20 protein-coding genes are annotated in these 19,959 nt (G+C 42.3%); 4 read left to right on the plus strand and 16 right to left on the minus strand.

What is annotated here, in order from left to right:
- Window positions 1-47 precede the first annotated feature (47 nt).
- The 10 genes from FAZ19_RS24380 to FAZ19_RS23520 all read right to left on the minus strand — a co-directional run bounded on the left by FAZ19_RS24380 (window position 48) and on the right by FAZ19_RS23520 (window position 12,154).
- Window positions 48-173 carry a hypothetical protein gene (locus FAZ19_RS24380; RefSeq protein WP_262709360.1) on the minus strand — a complete coding sequence of 42 codons (126 nt, stop codon included), beginning with the start codon at window positions 171-173 and terminating at the stop codon, window positions 48-50.
- Between the two features lie 20 nt (window positions 174-193).
- A complete protein-coding gene (locus FAZ19_RS23470; protein WP_136823220.1) occupies window positions 194-682 on the minus strand; it encodes a hypothetical protein in 489 nt (162 codons plus the stop codon).
- A 150-nt stretch (window positions 683-832) separates the two neighbouring features.
- Complete coding sequence (locus FAZ19_RS23475; RefSeq protein WP_136823221.1) at window positions 833-1,219, minus strand: hypothetical protein; 387 nt, start codon at window positions 1,217-1,219, stop codon at window positions 833-835.
- 378 nt (window positions 1,220-1,597) lie between these two features.
- Entirely contained in the window at window positions 1,598-1,897 is a 300-nt protein-coding gene (locus FAZ19_RS23480; protein WP_136823222.1) for a hypothetical protein, read from the minus strand.
- Between the two features lie 11 nt (window positions 1,898-1,908).
- Entirely contained in the window at window positions 1,909-2,160 is a 252-nt protein-coding gene (locus tag FAZ19_RS23485; RefSeq protein WP_136823223.1) for a hypothetical protein, read from the minus strand.
- A 44-nt stretch (window positions 2,161-2,204) separates the two neighbouring features.
- A complete protein-coding gene (locus tag FAZ19_RS23490; RefSeq protein ID WP_136823224.1) occupies window positions 2,205-2,537 on the minus strand; it encodes a hypothetical protein in 333 nt (110 codons plus the stop codon).
- The gene (locus FAZ19_RS23495) at window positions 2,534-3,877 is read right to left on the minus strand and encodes an RHS repeat domain-containing protein (protein ID WP_229707694.1); all 1,344 of its coding nucleotides are present in this window, start codon (window positions 3,875-3,877) and stop codon (window positions 2,534-2,536) included. The genes FAZ19_RS23490 and FAZ19_RS23495 overlap by 4 nt, the downstream gene beginning before the upstream one ends.
- 500 nt (window positions 3,878-4,377) lie before the next feature.
- Complete coding sequence (locus FAZ19_RS23505; protein WP_169305769.1) at window positions 4,378-7,629, minus strand: DUF6443 domain-containing protein; 3,252 nt, start codon at window positions 7,627-7,629, stop codon at window positions 4,378-4,380.
- Window positions 7,630-7,914: 285 nt separating this feature from the next.
- Window positions 7,915-11,715 (minus strand): acyl carrier protein, encoded by a 3,801-nt coding sequence (locus FAZ19_RS24175; RefSeq protein WP_211245563.1) that lies wholly within the window; start codon window positions 11,713-11,715, stop codon window positions 7,915-7,917.
- A 100-nt stretch (window positions 11,716-11,815) separates the two neighbouring features.
- A complete protein-coding gene (locus tag FAZ19_RS23520) occupies window positions 11,816-12,154 on the minus strand; it encodes a hypothetical protein (RefSeq protein ID WP_136823228.1) in 339 nt (112 codons plus the stop codon).
- Between the two features lie 439 nt (window positions 12,155-12,593).
- Between FAZ19_RS23520 and FAZ19_RS24180 the strand changes: the two genes are divergently transcribed.
- The 4 genes from FAZ19_RS24180 (at window position 12,594) to FAZ19_RS23540 (ending at window position 14,620) form a co-directional block, all read left to right on the plus strand.
- On the plus strand, window positions 12,594-12,959 hold the full coding sequence (locus FAZ19_RS24180) for a PLP-dependent aminotransferase family protein (RefSeq protein WP_188876239.1): 366 nt from the start codon (window positions 12,594-12,596) through the stop codon (window positions 12,957-12,959).
- Window positions 12,960-13,028: 69 nt separating this feature from the next.
- On the plus strand, window positions 13,029-13,673 hold the full coding sequence (locus tag FAZ19_RS23530; protein ID WP_136823229.1) for a TetR/AcrR family transcriptional regulator: 645 nt from the start codon (window positions 13,029-13,031) through the stop codon (window positions 13,671-13,673).
- A gap of 456 nt (window positions 13,674-14,129) precedes the next feature.
- Complete coding sequence (locus FAZ19_RS23535; protein WP_136823230.1) at window positions 14,130-14,381, plus strand: hypothetical protein; 252 nt, start codon at window positions 14,130-14,132, stop codon at window positions 14,379-14,381.
- Complete coding sequence (locus FAZ19_RS23540) at window positions 14,360-14,620, plus strand: hypothetical protein (protein ID WP_136823231.1); 261 nt, start codon at window positions 14,360-14,362, stop codon at window positions 14,618-14,620. The genes FAZ19_RS23535 and FAZ19_RS23540 overlap by 22 nt, the downstream gene beginning before the upstream one ends.
- A gap of 99 nt (window positions 14,621-14,719) precedes the next feature.
- Here the strand turns inward: FAZ19_RS23540 and FAZ19_RS23545 are convergent, their stop codons facing one another.
- The 6 genes from FAZ19_RS23545 to FAZ19_RS23575 all read right to left on the minus strand — a co-directional run.
- Window positions 14,720-15,094, minus strand: a complete 375-nt coding sequence (locus FAZ19_RS23545; RefSeq protein WP_136823232.1) for a hypothetical protein — start codon at window positions 15,092-15,094, stop codon at window positions 14,720-14,722.
- Window positions 15,088-15,402 (minus strand): hypothetical protein, encoded by a 315-nt coding sequence (locus FAZ19_RS23550; protein WP_136823233.1) that lies wholly within the window; start codon window positions 15,400-15,402, stop codon window positions 15,088-15,090. The genes FAZ19_RS23545 and FAZ19_RS23550 overlap by 7 nt, the downstream gene beginning before the upstream one ends.
- Window positions 15,403-15,618: 216 nt before the next feature.
- Window positions 15,619-16,275 (minus strand): hypothetical protein, encoded by a 657-nt coding sequence (locus FAZ19_RS23560; RefSeq protein WP_136823234.1) that lies wholly within the window; start codon window positions 16,273-16,275, stop codon window positions 15,619-15,621.
- A 1-nt stretch (window position 16,276) separates the two neighbouring features.
- On the minus strand, window positions 16,277-16,927 hold the full coding sequence (locus tag FAZ19_RS23565; protein ID WP_229707696.1) for a hypothetical protein: 651 nt from the start codon (window positions 16,925-16,927) through the stop codon (window positions 16,277-16,279).
- Window positions 16,928-17,131: 204 nt separating this feature from the next.
- On the minus strand, window positions 17,132-17,488 hold the full coding sequence (locus tag FAZ19_RS23570) for a hypothetical protein (RefSeq protein WP_136823235.1): 357 nt from the start codon (window positions 17,486-17,488) through the stop codon (window positions 17,132-17,134).
- A partial coding sequence (locus FAZ19_RS23575) for an RHS repeat domain-containing protein (protein ID WP_136823236.1) occupies window positions 17,485-19,959 on the minus strand: 2,475 nt, incomplete at its 5' end. The genes FAZ19_RS23575 and FAZ19_RS23570, both read right to left, overlap by 4 nt.

The following is a 19,959-nucleotide window of genomic DNA, read 5'->3' on the forward strand; positions in this document are numbered from 1 at the left end:
AATGGACATGGCACAAAACGAACCGTAAAAACGGGGCTGAAATTATTCTAAAATGGCACCTTTTGAACCGTAATAGCCGGCATCAACTGACCGAAATAACTGGCACTAATCGATCCGTAATATCCACTAATTCCAGTGCCACTTAATGCAGCGTCAATAACTAAGTATTTCATTTTTATTATCTATTACACAGCTAATGATTAAATTCTAATTCAATCTCTCTATAAAAATCCATTATATCTATTTCAAACTTCCAAGACAGCTCTTCACTATAAAATGATATTTCATGCACATTATTATTTCTACCTAAATAAATTTCATCAATATCAACTCCTCTCAATCCAAACCGTAAACAATGACTTTGCCGAAATTCGAACATCTCATCAACCATTTTTTCATCAAGATCATCTTCTATGTCGTAAAAACGATAAACGCTTTCTGCAACTGAAATGTGGCTTTCAATTTGAAAAAGAGCACAACTAGCCAACAAAATATTATTCTTGTTTATAAGTAACCAATCAAGTACTACTCGAAGATCCCATTCTATTTTAAAAATCTTCTTAACCAACGAATTATCACATGTAACATTTAAGATTATCTCTCCCCATAAAACAGCTGGATCATAAGCGTCACCCACATAAGGGTATTTTTTTCTGTTATATAGAAGTTTTAGCTTATTCATTATTTTCCCTTTATCTAATTTGTTATACTCACCGTTCGTAATCGTTCCACCGTCTCTGAATTCCTTTAAGACTTAGGGAGGTGCTTCTGTACCTTAGATCCATAGAAACATTATTTAAATAAATTCTTAATGATTTACTTTCAATTGTCCTTAATCTCCAGCATTATACAGCAAAAGCATTGTATTCCATAAAGCATTCATTGTCTCTAAGTTCATTACCCAAACATAATCATGTTCATTAACTTTAATGAACTCATATTTTTCGGATTTGCCAAAAGTCAAAGCAACTTGATTTAGAATTGTTAAAAAATCACCAATAACAATTTCACCTTTAGTCATAGAAGGTGTCAAATAATAGATTTTTTCGGTGCCTATAATAGTATAAATACCATCATCTTGTTGGATTCCAACTAAAGCTTTTACATTATTCTTATTTAAATACTGAATTATATCACTGCTTTCATCCCTGTAGTATTTGCCAGATAGCTTGTCCAACAAATTACGTTTAATTCTAGCCTTAATATCAACACTTTTCATATCATAGTTCTTTACTTAACATGAAAATATTGTTTGGATTCGCCGTTTGGATCACCTTAAACCCCATAAATTCTACCCCCTTCTTCACAGCATTCAATAATCTCGGTGTAATTCCAGGATTAACGATCGGCCCCCGTATTAATTATCACAGATGTAGCTCCATTAGTTTTCAATGCGTTGAAAACTGATGTTATATCACTCAATTTGACTGAAGTCATATATGTTATAGGAATTTCAGCAACACCATTTTGAATTACTACCTCTGCTGGAAAGAAACCAAGTCTATGAGCAGCAGCCGTAGCTATTTTGTCAGATATTTCGTCTATTTGACTTCTCGTTGCAGCATTTCCAAGCCTACTTCCCGTCTTAGAAGTATTCTTAATAAAACACTAAACTATCATCAATCGCTTCTTCCTTTTCATTTTCAATATACAAGTATTTTCCAATTTCTTTCTGTCCATCAAATAATACTAAACTTATTTCAAACAAATATTGCTCGAAATCCCGTTGCGAAAACACTATTTTTATATCTTTTTCAATTATTACAATCTCATATAGAGATACGCTTACTTCGTCTTTTAAAAATTTGTTACCTTCATCATTGATACATTCCTCAAATTTCTGCTTCGCCCTACTATAAAGCAACAATAGCACTTGCTGCATACCTTCAATTTTCATTTTCAACTTTTTTAGTGTCCCATTATCTTATCGAAGAATATATGTCCATTTTCCTTTGGATTACCATATATTCTCATATCACTGCCCTTGCCTAATATTTTCACTTTATATTGATACCCGGTCTGCGCAGCTTCGGTTGCTGTCAACTTAATTATTCCCTGCTGCCCTGTCGGAGCCACTATACCTTTTTCAATTGCAGCCGCTACTTTCTTTTGTATAGTAGGATCTAATGAATTAAATACTGACCTTTTTACCCCGTTCACTCTTATAGATCTTGGTATTAGTCACCGTAACTATCCTTAAAACCCTAGCTGTTTTTGCATTTTATCCAATCATCGAGTATTTCTACAAAATATCGCTCGTCATACTCTAAAAGGTTGTCCACATTTATAAAACTACAAAAAAGATCATTGTCAGACGCCCATTCCATAATTTCCTTATCCGTGTTATATTCGGGAGGAGATGTTAATTCTATAATTGTGCCATTTGACGAGCCATACGCAGGAACAAATGCAAAAACTTCCTTTTCTGAACCTTTTACAGATATAAAATAAGGAGTAATAATTTCAAATTTGAAATTATATGCTGCTTTTTGCCAATTTTCTCTTGCTTTAAGTATGTGTTCCTTATTTACGATCATAAATTTTCAATTTTTATAGTACCTTTTGTCCCGCTTGGAGTAGTGTAATTGATATGTGGATAACTGTGTGGATTTGGAGACAGATGCGGGCCTTCTATTCTTTGTATTTTACCGCCAGCTTCTTCTATCAGCTTTATAGCTTCACTCTTCGTAGGAATCTTTCCTGATAGGTTCTCTATTGTACCACCGCTTTTAACCCTGCCTACTAAGTTTTTCCACACTTTTGTTCCCGACCATCCCCATTGCGTCTGTACCGCCTTAGCAGCTTTTACAAATCCTTTCCCCCCTATCCACTCTCCAGCTATTCCAGTTCTAAGTGGCTGAACAGTATATCCGTCATTATCTACATCATAAACTTCTCCAGTTTCAGGATCTGTATAAGTCCTTGGCGAAATCAGTCGAAATAGCATTTCCCATGGATCATCTAATTTTTTATAGACTTTCTTTCCTGATAAAACATTGTACTTCGCCTTCGGTGGATCTTCCTGATCGTCTTCTCCATACATCATGGACTCAAGCCGATTACGACCTTCTTCCATCGCAGAGGCCGTACGTGCCCACATCAGCAATGATTCCACCCCTGCGGGAGCCATCCCATCCGGATCGATAAACCGTATCGGATTGTTAAAGGCATAGTTATACGGGCTGTGCCTCCTCATCTGCTCCGCCATCGGATCCACCACATTCCACCGGCCGATCTCCGCATCGTAAAATCTAGCCCCGTAATCCAGCAATCCCCCAAGCTCGCCCTGGACTTCCTTACCATTATAAAGATACTTATTGATACCCGAAGTTACAATAGCCTTCGACTTACCGAACGGGTAATAATCATGCTTTTGGATGACCGTACCTGTTGTAGCGGTCGTACGCTGTAACGTAGCACGTACATTGCCCAAGTGGTCCGTCAGGTTATAGTGGTAGGTGTACGTACCTCCGCTGTTCTGCAGGTAGCCCTCTTCGGTATGGATCATCTCGATCGCACTCGCGGCACTACCGACTTTGTTGTACTCGATACCGCCTACATAATCACGCTGGGTGGTCGTACCGCTTACCGTGGCTGTCTTGCGAAGCTTAGCACCCAAAGCATCGTACAGGTAGGCAACGCTTGTACCGCTTTTAGTTGCCGTCTTCGGCAGGTTCAGGTGATTGTACGTAAAGGCCATTCCTGTACGATCTGTCAGCGCATTGCCATTGGCATTGTACGTGTAGCTACCGCTCAACCTGCCTGACAATGAAGTCAGCCGGTTGCCCGTATAGCCACAGTTAATGGCTGTACCGTTGTCGCGCGTTAGCGTAGAGATATTACCCATATCGTCATAGGTCAGTATCTCGCTCATCATCGTACCTGTGCTTGTGCCGTTCTCCAGCCGGTTCAGCTTGTCATACGTATAACTGAAGGTGCTATTGGTCGTGGCACCATGTCTCCACAGTTGTTGCGAGATGTTGCCATTGTACTGCGCCGTGCCACCGCTGGCCGGATCGTTGTACCTCAGTTCCTGTGTAAAATGTGGCGATCCGATCCTCGACTGCGTAAAAATAGCGCCGGAAGCATTTGTTCCGCAGAACTCCCTTAGGCTGGTTCCGGCGCCAGGGATCTATCTAGCTATCTATCTTATAAACAACTGGTTCCTTATCAAAACCCTCATAAAAAACATGGAGTCTACCACAGTTTTGACAATGAGCAACTACTTTCATGGCTAAATAGAGGTTTTCAATATCTATTTCTCCTACGTACCTATCCATTTCTACATCTGAGATAATAAGATATTGATTGGGGCTGGGTATTTCGCTTAGATTAATTACATAACTGCAAACGCATTTTAATTTTGGCATGATAAAACTATTTTGGCATTATGATGATATTTTTAATATTCGTAGCTCCCGTACCTTGGACTCGTTGCAACAAATTACTCAATTGTGATGAAACAACATTAGTTTCCGACAAATCTATTACAACACCTGTAGTTTGGGTATTTTTAGAAGCTACTGCGGAGACTATCCTATTTACATTTGAAGTTACGGGCGTGTAGACATCATAATTTATTCCGTTAACCACTAAATCGGATGTCTGCCCTGCCGCCCTAGTGCCAACAGGCTTTCTCAAAAAAACTCGATAACCTTGACTCTTCATATAATTCGCAGCAGCGATTTCGCTCGCCGAGAAATTTCCTCCCGCCTCAATAATTAAACTACCTGTACCCCATTTTTCAGGAAGCCAGCCGCCTTTTAATCCTTTTACCGCTCTTAAAGATTTTTCTCCGCCGAATCCTGCGAATAAAGTCCTAATCCCCAATAAACCTTTATTAAACTTGGTCAAAACATCATATTGCCAATCAATAGATTCTTGATTAAGTTTAGCAATTTCTTCTGCAGAAAGTTTTTTCTTCGGTGGATCTTCCTGATCGTCTTCTCCATACATCATGGACTCAAGCCGATTACGACCTTCTTCCATCGCAGAGGCCGTACGTGCCCACATCAGCAATGATTCCACCCCTGCGGGAGCCATCCCATCCGGATCGATAAAACGTATCGGATTATTGAAAGCATAGTTATAGGGTGAATGCCTCCTCATCTGCTCCGCCAGAGGATCCACCACATTCCACCGGCCGATCTCCGCATCGTAAAATCTAGCCCCGTAATCCAGCAATCCCCCAAGCTCGCCCTGGACTTCCTTGCCATTATAAAGGTACTTATTGATACCCGAAGTTACAATAGCCTTCGACTTACCGAACGGGTAATAATCATGCTTTTGGATGACCGCACCTGTTGTAGCGGTCGTACGCTGTAACGTAGCACGTACATTGCCCAAGTGGTCCGTCAGATTATAGTGGTACGTGTACGTACCTCCGCTGTTCTGCAGGTAGCCCTCTTCGGTATGGATCATCTCAATGGTACTCGCGGCACTACCGACTTTGTTGTACTCGATACCGCCTATATAATCACGCTGGCCGGTCGTACCGCTTACCGTGGCCGTCTTGCGAAGCTTAGCACCCGAAGCATCGTACAGGTAGGCAACGCTTGTACCACTTTTAGTTGCCGTCTTCGGCAGGTTCAGGTGATTGTACGTAAAGGCCATTCCTGTCCGGTCTGTCAGCGCATTGCCATTGGCATTGTACGTGTAGCTACCGCTCAACCCGCCTGATAATGAAGTCAGCCGGTTGCCCGTATAACCATAGTTAATGGCTGTACCGTTGTCGCGCGTTAGCGTAGAGATATTACCCATATCGTCATAGGTCAGTATCTCGCTCATCATCGTACCTGTGCTTGTGCCGTTCTCCAGCCGGTTCAGCTTGTCGTAGGTATAACTGAAGGTGCTATTGGTCGTGTCACTATGTCCCCACAGTTGCTGCGAGATATTACCATTGTACTGTACCATGCCCCCGCTGGCCGGATCGTTGTACCTCAACTCCTCCGTAAAATGCAGCGATCCGATCCTATTTGTCCAACCGCGCTCGTTGTACGTATAATCGGCACTGTTGATAAAGTTCGTACCGCTGTTCTCGCTATGAAGGCGCTTCTGCTTCAACTGCCCGATCTCATTGTACACTGAACGGCTCTGGATCACCTCCGCCTGCGTATTCACCTTCTTACGCGTATCGACCAGCCGGCCCACATGATCGTATGTGTTCGTCGTCAGTACCGTAGTGGTGGCTCCTGCAGGTGACGCCTTATGCTCACGCTTGCTGGTCAATAGCTCGCCGGGGAAATTGTACCTATTCGTTACATAGTCTGTACCGCCCAGATGGTTCTGCGAGGCCGACTGGATCAACCTACCACGGTCATCGTAATAGTTGACCGTAAGTAAGGGAGCAGTACCGTCGTCCTTGCTCACTTTTGTCCCGGTAACCAGGGTCTTCGTCTTACTGCTTTTTGTGATCCCCTGTTCGGGAAGGCCTGCGGCACCGGTAAAGGCATAGTCGTCGTAATAGTTGGTTACATATGCCACGGTTCCTGAAGTCGGAAAGGCCTTATTGGTATAGTCTGCTGTCCCGATACGGTCTTCCCAGAGCGGTCTGACACCATTAACCAAAGGATGGCTGTTTACCGCGTTCTGCGCCAGTAACTGACTGGTCAAGGAAGTATTGGTATAGATGCCGGTAGACACCACCTTGCCCAGGGCATCATACTTCGTATAGCTCCATTTACCTGCTCCACGCTGCATAGCATCCTGCGAGAGAACGGGCTGGTCCCTGTCATTGTAAACGAGGTATTCCCAGCCTTTTCCGGGGATCTTCTTCTCGATCAGCCTACGCCTGATGTCGTACTTATACGCGTAAACCAACTCGTGGAAATCTCCGCTAGGCGTTTCCGTAACCGTAGCACCGGTATAGCCCGGCGGTATAACATAACACAGGTCTCCATAGTCGTCATAAACGTAATAGGTACTGAGCGAATCAGTATCGCTCTTCCATACCCGCTTCAGCACCACCCGGTCGCCGAAGTCCCTATACTCCTCCACCGTCCCTCCCCTTCCATTGTCCGATACCCAGTTCTCATCCTTGGTAACGGTCTTGTAAAGACGGCCCGGCACATAGTAGTTTTTAATCGTTCCGGTTTCTGCCGTCGCCCCGTTGCCGTTATCATTGACCTTCCAAAAGAGCACACTGCTGTCCCTATTTGTGCCGTAATCCACCGCCACGGTATGCCCAGTCGTGGATGCCGTGGTCACTAATTCCCTGTTTGCTTCGGGCTGCCAGGCCTCCCCCGATGCCCCCTGCTGCAATACGCGATCTAAGGGACTGTTCTCGAACACCGTCTCGGCATAGGGTTTCGGGGTACGTACGATACCGGATATATCATCTCCGGTAGTCTTAGTGTAGAATGTGTTTACGTTAACGCTGCCGCCTGCCTTATAGGAACCGTCTATCCCCAAGGACACATAGGGAAGATATTTCTTTGACTCACGGCCGAAATTGTCGTACTCGATATGCTGCACGATATCTTTTTTATTCGGGCTCCCCTGCCACTGCACCGTCTGCATCGGACGGCCCAAACCGTCGTAATACTGTACATTCCGGTTGGCTCCTTGTACAGGAAGAATGCGAAGCTGAGAAAGGGTTGTGACTCCGCTGTCACGAACGACACTCTCCATAATGTAGTTCTGGTTGCTGCTAGGGTTCTGAGCATATAGCGAGTGCAAACACAGCACGAAAACAATTGACAAATATTTTTTAAACACCATCGAGGTAAAATAAATATGATATAACAAATTATACAATTCTTTTGTTTATATTTTATTACAAAGTATTGACCGAATAATACCCAAACCCATCTTTTTATGATTAATATTTTATCGCAAAATATCCAAATTCTCTCAGTTTACAGTATTGGATGTGATTTCGAAACATACTCATTAAGTAATACTATTTGAAATGAATCAAAGATCAATTTTTAGTACATTACCAAGATATTCATAAATATCTCCTACCGTAAGCAAAGATGCTAGGTCTACATCAGGGATTTCAATATCAAACTCTTCTTCAATATCCATTATAATTTCTATGTAGTCCAGCTCATCGGCTCCAAGATCTTCAATTAAACGGTTGACTCCTACGATACTCAAAGGATCAATTGCAAGCTTCTCAGCGATAACGCTATTTACTCTGCTTACCATCCCTTGATAAGTCAAAATATGAAGTCTTATAACGAGATATTCATAAATATCTCCTACCGTAAGCAAAGATGCTAGGTCTACATCAGGGATTTCAATATCAAACTCTTCTTCAATATCCATTATAATTTCTATGTAGTCCAGCTCATCGGCTCCAAGATCTTCAATTAAACGGTTGACTCCTACGATACTCAAAGGATCAATTGCAAGCTTCTCAGCGATAACGCTATTCACTCTGCTTACCATCCCTTGATAAGGACCAGGAACTGGAGGTACATATCCAAAACAATCGACCTGCTGTCCTTTATAATTGTAACAATAGGTTTTGAGAATATTTCCTTCAGAATCCTTCATAATGCTCAATCGGCCAGAATTATCGTACTCATAATATTCAGTTATGCCACGAGCATCCGTCTTACTTGTCATACCTATTAATGGTTTATAGGTATAGGAGCTCACTTGGGCCTTGCGCATATTTGCATGGTTGCGAAGGGTATTAATCGTCGTATTGATCGTACCCGGGAGCACATTCAAAGCACCTAAGTTGTTAATACCTGATTGGCCGACTACCGCCAGCACTTCCGAATAGGTCGCATTCTCTACCTTTGCTACGGGGTATTGACCTCCGTAACCCCAGAGGTAGACCGTACTTGATCCATTTGCCGTGTCAAATTTTTGCGTAACCTGTAAAGAATTTCCTTTGGCATCATACAAATCGTAAGTATACCTGGGCGTGAGAGCGCTTCCTTTATCCGAACGCTCGATAACCGACGGAGCCAAGATACCGGAACCGACGGCGAAACTGGCCCAGGAATTGACCGTTCTGCTCACCTCCCTGACCGGGCTTACGTACGAAACACGTTCCTCGATCACAGGACTGATGATATTCTTTGCTACCATCTGCTGATAGACGGAGCCGCTATAGTCATAGGCATATTTGTAACCGGTCTGTAGCTTCGTTCCCCTGCTGTCGGTAACCTGTATGCGCGAGGGCTGGGTATATTGCTGGTTATCGTAGAAATATTCACTTTGTCTGATAACCGGAACGGGGCCGTCATAATTTGTTTCGACCGTTTTGGATGGCAGCATCTTACCTACAGCAATGCCGTACTGACCGCTTATGTAATAGTCCTCGGGATCATCGCCCCATAAGCTATATGCCTGGTTATACAGCTCAAAGCCATTGCTGTTAAAGTTTCCCCCTATGATGTTGAATTCGACCCTCAGGAAAGCATATACCACCCGTACCATCTGGAGCCGGAGATACCGCTTGTAGCTGTATTCGGTCTTCAAGGCGGGCGTGAGGCTACCGGAAACATTTTTGTACTGGATCTCTGCTTTCTTGAGTCCGATGAAGCCTTCGCTCTGCAGACGCGGTATGTTGGTGCCTTCGATATGGCTCTCCGGCCATCGGACAACGGAAAAAAAGTCATGGAATGCATCTGGATCATAGTACATATGCACGGTCTTCCCCTGCAGCTGGGTAGAAGCTTCACGGTATTCACTTACGTTGGTATAGTAGATGGGAGCCCCGTTTGAATAGGTGAAATCAAGGAAAGACGACGGAAGGTAGGTCGTTTTGGTTTCATTTGCGACGACGGAAAGGCAGCCCCTGTTATAGCAGTTGATCGGAATCGGATAAAAAGGCGCTGTACCGTTGCCGGGTACGTCATTTGGCCCCGTGAGGTAGCTCATCACCTGTTGGTAGCTGAACCCGGCATAGGTAATGTTGCCTGCTGCGTCGATATCGCTTACAGGTGGATTGGCCAGGATGCCGGTGCCATCTTCGTTTTCACCATATTTGTAGTGTTTTCTGGATACAGGGGTGGTCCCCCCGGCGTCAAATTGCTGTATGCTGCTGATCCGTAAACCACCACTGGTACGGGCGACCGACCCTTCCTTGTATTTATTGGCTTCAAAATTGAATACCGTAAAGCCCTGCGTCGGATAGGTGATACGGGATAGCACACCCCGTTTCATATATTGCTCATTGGGCATTTCCTGACTACTGTTTCCACCGAAGTCGATGACCACATTATCCCGAAAATAATTGCTACCGAAGTAATACCGCTGGCTCAGGCTGTGTGCCGGGATCGCCGAGGTTCCGGCACTGGGATGGGGTATTTCGAAGGTATAGGCATTGCGGTACCCCCATATATCATGCCCTTTTAAGTGATTGCCAAAACATTGCTTTTCTAGGTATTGGAACTTATAGGTCTCGGGGGCCGTATTCTGTTGGCCCGATATATGTAGCTCATCAAGATACAATGTACCCTGAAAATTGAACCCATTGATATTTTTAGCTTCCTGCATATAAGCCGGTGTCGTATAGGTCTGGATAAAACTGACCTCTTTCAACTGGTTGGTCTGCCCCTGGTATACCGTGATGGCCGACAGTTTGTCGGCCCCTGTAAAAACTACCCTGCCGCCATTAAAGGTAATCTGCTTGAGCGATAGGCCGGCTATACGGCTGGATGTAAAATTGCTCCCCTGTGTGATGGGATACACTTTGTCCGTAACCTGCCCTGTGGTACTGTTTACATACGGCACGTGGAACCGCCTTGCCGTCGCTGTATACTCCTTATATTTGGGCGTGGAGACAGACCAAAGATCTACCAGCGACTGCAGATGTTCAAAACTATTGGCGTTGTTTATCGGTGATTGGTCCGAGCGGTAGTAGGGCCTGAAGGAACTGGGACTCTGACCGTTGTAATAGTACTCGATTTTATCCTGATAGCTCCGCAACTGTGCCTCGGCTTTCTTTTCGTATTCAAAGGCCATCTGCGAGGTACCCGTTGCGTCAACAATAGTTTTGCACTTCCATGCCGAAATCACACTGTTGGGGCTGTAGCCTGACACTTCAAAACCAAGATCCACGGCCATATCTATATCCCATCCGGTTGACGGGATGACTTCTCCGAAGAAATAGGTAGTGCCATCGGTGTCCACGATCTTGAACTGTCCATGGTTCCAGGTGATCTTGATGTCGTCATACGGCACCGGTACAATGGTATAGCCCGTTCCCGCACTATTCTTTTGAAAATAAAACGACCCGGATTTACCCAATAGCTTATAGTTGAACTTGTCGGGGCTACCATCCTTTTCACCCATGGCAATGTCGTACTGATTACGGTAGGGAAACGGTGTCACAGAATAAAGCGGGTAGGCATTGTTATCCTGATAGATGTCGAGTGTGTCTTTGCTCTTGACCAGCGAATTGGCAATATAACCCGTATACGATTTAATGTCATCCAACCCATTAACGGATCTTGTAATCTGCAGATCACTGCTCAGCGACCATCCCATGCCGGACCGGGTTGACCGTTCGTTTATCCGAAATCCGCCCGCATGGTAGTGCAGTGTGATGGGCAACACCAGCTTTCCTGCCCTAATATCATGTAAGGGAATGCTGATATCGGGAATACCGGTATTAAGGTTTACGGGATAGTTGATCATTTTTGACAGTGCGGCCGCTTCCGGGGAGACCGGGACAATACTGTTTGATTGTGCCGATAGGTTAAACTGAAAAATGATTCCTATCCATATATAAAAAAGTTTCTTTTCCATTTGGTTGGTAATAGGATAATAATTTAATATGAAGGATCTTACTGCTCAATTTAACAATGCCGTGCCACTCAGCGAAACCCTATGTTAATTTAATAAAACCTTATTTTGAATCCGTTCTGTTTTCAGATTCCAGATAAACCACATCAGACATGGTAATAAAAGCCGACGCTTGTTTCGGAATGTGTCCCGTTTGAGAGGTATTATAAAAAACAATTTTGCTATTGCTACAGATCCTGGGGTCAGAACTGGCAACGGTTACATAAAGCGGGGCATTGTACGAATAGTTCAGCTGAAAACGGCTCATGTTGATATGCAGCGGATGGACAGGGTTTTCTATCCCCAATCCGACTGAGCCATCTCCGACTACTTTAATCTGTGAGTGGGCAGCATTAGCAGTTCCGACAGCCAGCGCAAATAGAGGTAAAACGAAAAACTTCATAGTATATGTAATTAAATTTTAGTTCCTAACTTAGATACCGTAATTCATCTCAATAGCTACACCCAACTCGATTAAAACCAATAACTGTCAAATTCTCAAGATCAAAAAAAGTATTGCTTACAACATGACTATCAGGTTATTTAGATTAATAATTAACGTACTCCTGTTGTCTACCCTAAATTAAAAAATATTTTATTAAAAAAGACATATTAATAAAAATATTTTTCCTTCACACAAGAAAAATATATATCTACTAAAAATAGACATCACCTTTCATCACCTTCAAAAACCGAAGATAATATCATAACTAATTGCATTAAAGTAGTTTATAAAAACAATAAACAAAATATAGCGGCCCTAATATTTATCCACTTTTGCAAGAACTACTATATCATATTAAACAATATTAACAATTTCACAATATTAATATCACGTTAATATGAAATTATTCACAATTATTGACATGGAAGTACATGCAAGTGTCTTTGAAGGATTGTTTAACACAAACACTAAACGTTTTCCGCACAATAACATGCCATATCTGGAGCGGGCAGTGGTTGATGCACAATCTAAATATAGGACCAAACTTGTTATTATTGACGGCGTATATTCACAGAATAGCGACTTAGCTAAGATGGATGAAATCCATCAACTTTGCCAACTGTATCATGTATCCGGGGGTTGCAAAAAAAATGCACGGATCAGAACCAGCTTGATGGCTACCCATACACGGGAAAATTTAGACAGGGGATTAAACGCCCTTGAGGATATAGGTAAAAAGATAGATCTGTCTAAAACAAGATAGATAGCAGCTTTTTTCACATGACGGATATAATTGGTTAACTTCGCGTTATCATTACGTTAATAGTTAACCATGGCGAGAAAAGTATATAAGGGCGAAAAAAACAACAAAGAGCGGACGATGAATAAATTAATTCAGGCCGTGGGAATCGTCATTGAGAAATATGGCTACACTGGATTGAACATCGCCAATATAGCAAGCGAAGCAGGCGTAGACCGAAAACTTATCAGTCTTTATTTTGGCACCGTGGACAATCTTGTTGAGACATACATCAAAGGTAAGGACTACTGGGTTGGCGCTTCGGTTGGCGCCATGGAAATGCTCGCCAAAACTGCTAATGCCGGTTCGCGGGAGTTTTTGGAAAACTTGCTGATCAATCAGATCGACCACTTCAGTAAAGACGAAGAGATGCAAAAAGTTGTTCTCTGGCAGATAAGCGAAAAGTCAGACATCATGTCGCATGTAACCCAGTCGAGAGAACGCCTGAGCTCGTTATTCTTTCCTTTTTCGGACAGGGAGCTAGCGGGGAAAGACGTGGATCTGAGAGCCGTATCAAGTCTCCTCGTCGCCGGGATTTATTACCTGGTTCTTCATGCAAAATCCACGGACAGCACCTTCTGCGAAATAGATCTTACTACTGAAGAAGGAATGGATCGCATTAAGAATGCTGTAAAGACGGTACTGAAACAGACTTACGACGGTGCCAAGGACAAGTAATCAAAAAGGCAATCATATTCGAGTAAAATTGATATTCCTGAAGTAAAAGCATTAAAAAATCATATTTGTGAGGTAAAGTTTATAAATTTTGGAGTCCAACGATTTGCAGACAGATTTAATTTTGGATAAAAATGGATTCCCGAAAGAACTACTGGATAAAAAAAACAATAACTCTAGCCTGATTTAATAATATTAAAATCTTATTATCCAAAATTACATTCCCCGTGCTGCCTCCTCGCCAGTATATGCTAATCGCTGGCTCATGGACTTTGTCCCGTGCCCATTAATATAGACGATAGAATGTTTGGGAAAAGTCTGAAGAGCTTTTGGTGTAGAAAGAGTTTGCACATTCTTGGGGTTTCCCAAGGGATAAACCGGAGGGCGTACACAAAAACATATCTTTCGTATCACGACAGTTTTTCATATTTTTATACAAGTATTGCAACGGGAGGAATTATGTCTAAAACTGCAAAGAGATTAAACACACAAGAAGAGAGAAAAATTGTTTCAAGGGCTGCTAAAAAGGCTTCATCTACAGCATTTAGAATTTCTACGGCTCTGGAATTACCAATACAAATCGTACAGGGCAAAAAAATAGTCCTTAAAGAAGCAAATGGCACTACTCGCGAGTTGAAAAAAATCAACCAAGTGAAAAGCCGTATTGCCTTAACTAAAGGAACTAAAATATGTCTGCAACCAAAATGTTAAAAGTATTTGCTGGGCCAAATGGCTGTGGAAAGTCAACCATCTTCACCACTATAATGCAACAATTCAGAACTGGCCATTTTGTAAATTCTGATGAAATCGAAAAGGAAATTGCTTCTAAGGGCTTTATAAATATAGATGTTTTCGACCTACAGCTCACCCAAAAAGACCTAGACATTTTTAAAAAAGAGCCAAACACTTTAACCCTGAGACAAAGCATACATTTTCGACAACTCATCTAGTAGTATGGAACTCGTAGCCGAAGTAGCCCGTCCCTATCTCCGCCAAACGATTTCTTTTCAACTGACTGATCTCGCTGTATTCGTTCTTGGCAAGGAGAATTAAGATACAGGTGCATAAGTTATATTTTCAACTTGAAAGAAGTATACACTTTGGATCCTGACAGTTATTACCTTTGTTATACCTTGTGCATCCTTTACTTTAAGATCGACATAATACCGGTTCCTGTGGAGACCAGTAGCGAGATGCGGATATAAAAAATAAAACCATGCAACATCAAATTTTCCAGAGGAAAACCGTAAAAACGTATAGTCAAGTAAGATACAACCGTTTTGCTTTAGCTCAAATTTGATGTGGCCTTTTAGGGCCTTTTTTACGATAAAATATTTAATCCATTCACTTATAAAGACGACTACCGTAATTATTCCAATAAAATACACATAAATTTGACTCGGAATATTATATAATTCTACCATGTATGTCCTATTTTTAAAGAGAAACCGCCACCAAAAAAACCCGCAAAACCCGATGCGCCGAATTCATAAACAGCCACATTTCTAGAAGTATTATTTTTATAAAAATCTTTTGCATAAAAAAAACCTACCATACCTGCCCCTACGGAGGCCTTGTCTTGTTCAAGGTCTAAAGATCCGCCAATACCACCGTATGCATAGCCAAATTTAGCAGAAGAAGGGGCATCATTTAAAAATCTCCTCCCATCGTTTCTATTGTAAAAGTCTAGCTCAAATTTAGAAGCGGAGACTCCTGCAGTTTCAAATTCCAAATTGAAAAATTTCTTTTGATAAGGAATAAACGTAAACCGTGCACTTTCTCAACTTCGGCAGAAAGACCGACTCCAAATGAGGAGAACAAGAAACAGACGCTCTACGACCTTATCGATACATATATCAGGGATGCGAAAGCCCGTAGGGCATATAGTCTATAAACAGTACAGCCCAATCCTTCTCGGATTGGGCTGTACTGTTTATTCATAACAAAATCAACAAACATAATATTGTTTAACTATCACTTTACCGCCCATGCGCCATCTAATCCAACCAGAAACTACAGGACAATCTCCGCATCCCTCGCATTCCTTATCACATCTCACCTTTACCCAGTCACCTGATATTTCTATCCCCACAAAACTCAATTCTGAATAATCAATATCCTCAATAGCCTTTCCTGCATCAGAGGGTGTTTGTCGTAACGGATTATTTTTATCAGTTGTAACATAATATCTCATTATATAATCTGGCCATGAAAGGAATTCCATATAACGATTTTTAGCTATTAGCTTGGTTTCTTTTCCTATACTAACTGAATACAGAGAATCTGACACTATGTTGCTTTCGAAATGTATAATGTAATAATCCGGATAATAAGCCAATATATTTTCTTCACTCAATTTATCTGAGAAGGGTTCTCGATCATTCGTTCTCTTTATTTCAGCAAACAAACTGCCGTCAACATTCAGCACCTTGACAATCTCATGATCTTCGAAGACAGACAAAGCATCTATAACTAAAACCCCTTCTTCATTTTTACTATTCATAGGGTTACCTTGTCGAGAAGAAGATTTCTCTGTCAAATTATCACAGGCAAATGAATTCAACAGTATAAAACACAAATAAATGGATATATTTCTGATTTTCATTTTATTCGTTTCTTTTAGGTGACACTGTAACACTTTCCAAGGTGCCTCCGTGATATGTCGTATTTATTTTGGTACTATACCCCTGTAAATGTAAATGATCATAATGGCTAGAGGATATGCCTCTCTCTTTTCCAGCGGTACTCTTATTCAATAATACTCTTTGATTTGTTCCATAAGGAGTAAACCTCTCCGAAACCAAGTCTTTCCATCCAAATTTTGATAAGGAAGAATTCAAATTGTTTTGTCGTTGCAAATCGAATTGCTTCTCATTCAATGTTACAGCTCCCCCGCTTTCATCAGTCCTTAGATATCGTAAATCACCATTTTTGCCATCTTTGTGTGATACGCTAGGTCGTGGGGAAGAACCATCCTGCAAACTAAACCCCACAACTGTCAAATCTGATATTCCGGTTTCCGCTAAGGCTCCTAATAAAGATCCCATAGCATCCCCCCTTATATAAGCCCGATAACCATTTCCTTCTTTTAACTGAAAACCAAAAGCATTCCCTTTCTCATCGTTTGCCGAATAGCTCATTGGTAATCTTATGTATCCATCTTTGTTGTATTCAAAATCTCCTATATGGGTACTACTGCCTTTTTCTCCTATCAAATAATATGAATGGGTATTCCCTTTTGTCTTAATCCTTTCCATTTCCCCAGTTTCCATGTTAATATTAAAAATATCATTTCCATCCGGGTCAATATAAATCAGAGGATTATTAATAGCATAGTTATATGAAGAATGACGGTGATATTTTTCAGCCTTATTATCCACTACGTTCCACCGGCCGATCTCCGCGTCGTAGAACCTCGCGCCGTAATCTAATACCTTCTTACTACTCTACATTTCGATTACTCAAATCAACTTTTTATTTCTGGCAAGTCTTAAATAAAAATTAAATACCACAGAATCTGGTTCAGAATCTATTTTTTTTGGCGGTGGCACTTCCATTAGTTTCTGAACAGCATGCATTTTTATTTGATAAATTGTCATCCCCTTGTAACGCAAATCATGTGTAATCCTAGGATCAAGACCATTTTTCAATAAGGCTCCTACCAGTTCAACTTTTTTATGGTCAACTACATATCTAGTCGCTTCAATAATTTGTTGCTTATCCTCCCCCTCGAGCATTTTAGAAAGTGTAGCATCGTCAAGATGTCTTCCACATGAAAAAATAGAAACAAATAGAAACAAAATACACCAAATTCTCATCTTTGAACAACTTTAAATCGCTTAATATCAGAAACCGTATTTTGGTTTACCGACGATTGTAAGACATCTGCTAGTCTAGATGGACTATAAGAACCTATATTGTCACCTATCTTTTGATAACTCACTACTGGGAACCGTCCTCCTGCACCCACAGCCATTTTCGCTTTTAATTGTATTCCATTTATTACGAGCGCACTCAAAGCAACAGTAGTACAGTTTTGTCCTAAAAGACTATAGGTCCCAGGATCTTTAATATAGTCATTCAATGTTGTTTCAATTGCATCCAGCTGTTTTTGAGTCAAGTTGATTTTATAAGATGTAATTATTTCTCCTTGGTAACTATTAACGAATCCCTTCAAATCTTTGACTTTCATATCACCTTTGCTACTTAAAAGTTCTTTCATATCAAATCCCCCATTAGCATTCTCATCACTTGGATAATATCCATAAACTCTATTACCTATCCTGATAGCTGTATGCCCAACATCTTTCCCGCCTTCTTTATCCCAAATGTATACCTCCAAACTACTTTTGGGCGGAGGATCTCCTTTCCCACCTTGTTGATGATAAGCCATTGCTTGATCAAGGCTCACATCATTACCGTCTTCATCACGATAGCGTTTCTCATCATAATCATAATACATGCCCCGCTGTCCGTCTCTAGGTGCCCTTCCATCTGGGTCGATAAACCGTATCGGGTTGTTGAAAGCATAGTTATACGGAGATTCCTTTCTCATCATTTCCGCTAGCGGATCCACTGTGTTCCACCTGCCAATTTCAGCATCGTAGAATCTTGCCCCGTAATCGTAATGGCCTTCCTGTACATAAGAACTTCCGAAGGAATGCACACCGCCCCTCAGCTCATCCTGCAGCTCCTTCCCGTTATAAAGATAACGATTATCATTGGAAAGATAGGTAGCGTTGCCATGCCTTTTTCCGAACGGATAGTAATCGCTCTGCTGCACGATCTCCGGTACGCTAGCGCTCGCTCCCTTTTTCAGTACCGAACGTACATTGCCAAGGTGATCTTTGAGGTTGTAGTGGTAGATGTAGCTGCTACCACTCGGTGTAAGATATCCTTCCGATGTGGCTATGCGGTCTATGGCTGCCGCAGCCGATCCGACCTTACTGTATTCTATCGGTCCCACATATTCGCTTATAGTGGTGATGCTGTTCTCCGTTGATGTTTTTCTGAGTTTGCTTCCAAGTGCATCGTAGAGATACGACACATTGACTCCGGTCTTGACCGCTGTTTTAGGAAGGTTCAGATAGTTGTAGCTAAAGGTCATACCCGTACGGTCCTTTGTCGCATTACCATTGGCATCGTAGGTATATGTTCCCGTAAATCCGCCCGATAGCGACTGGAGACGGTTACTCTTCTGTCCGCTTACCAGATAGCTGTAAGCTATGGGTGTTTTATTATCACGTTGCAGTGATTCGATATTGCCCATATCATCGTAGCTCAATACCTCGCTCATCACCACGCCGGTACTTGTACCGTTGATAAGCCTGTTCAGCTTGTCATAGGTATAGGAAAACGTGTTGGACGTAGTCGACGCATGCCCCCATAGCTGCTGTGAAATGTTACCGTTGTACTGTGGATTGGTACCCGTATTATAGTTCAGCTGATAGCTGAACTGTGGAGCAACGGCTTTTGTGGTCCATCCCCTTTCGTTATAGCTATAGGCTACTGAGCTCAGGAATGTACTGCCGTTGTTCTCGCTGTGCAGACTCCTGTTCTTCAGCTGGCCTATTTCATTGTATTCATTCTTGGCAAGGACAACCTCTGTCTGACTGTTAATCTTATGTCTGCTCGTAAGCAACCTGCCTACATGGTCATACGCATTGGTAGTCAGGACGGTAGTGGCCGCTCCTGTAGGACTGGCCTTATGTTCGTGTCTACTGGTAAGCAGTTCTCCCACGAAACTGTACGTATTGGTAACCCGGTCAGTGCCGCCAAGGTGGTTCTGTGATACGGCCTGGATCAACCTGGCACGCTCATCGTAATAATTTACCGTTAGCAGCGGAGCTGTACCGTCATCCTTACTGACCCTCGTACCGGTCAGAAGGGTATTTGTTCTCTGGCTCCTCGTGATTCCCGAAGGTAACAGTGCCGCATTCGTGGCTCCATTGAACGTATAGTCATCATAATAGTTGACCGTGTACTCAACGGTACCAGCGGTTGGAAACGCCTTGTTGGTGTAATTGGCGGCCTGGATACGGTCTTCCCATAATGGTCTGACACCATTGACCAGGGGGTGGCTGTTTACCGCATTCTGTGCCAGCAACTGGCTGGTCAGCGCGGTATTGGTATAGATACCGGTCGATGTCATCCGGCCAAAGACATCGTACTTCATATAGGACCATTTCCCGACTGCACGCTGCACCGCATCCTGTGTAAGCACCGTTTGATCGTTGCCATTGTAGACGATATACTCCCAGCCCTTGCCCGGAATTTTCTTTTCGATCAG

It is taken from the genome of Sphingobacterium alkalisoli (assembly GCF_005049105.1).
Lineage (GTDB): Bacteria > Bacteroidota > Bacteroidia > Sphingobacteriales > Sphingobacteriaceae > Sphingobacterium > Sphingobacterium alkalisoli.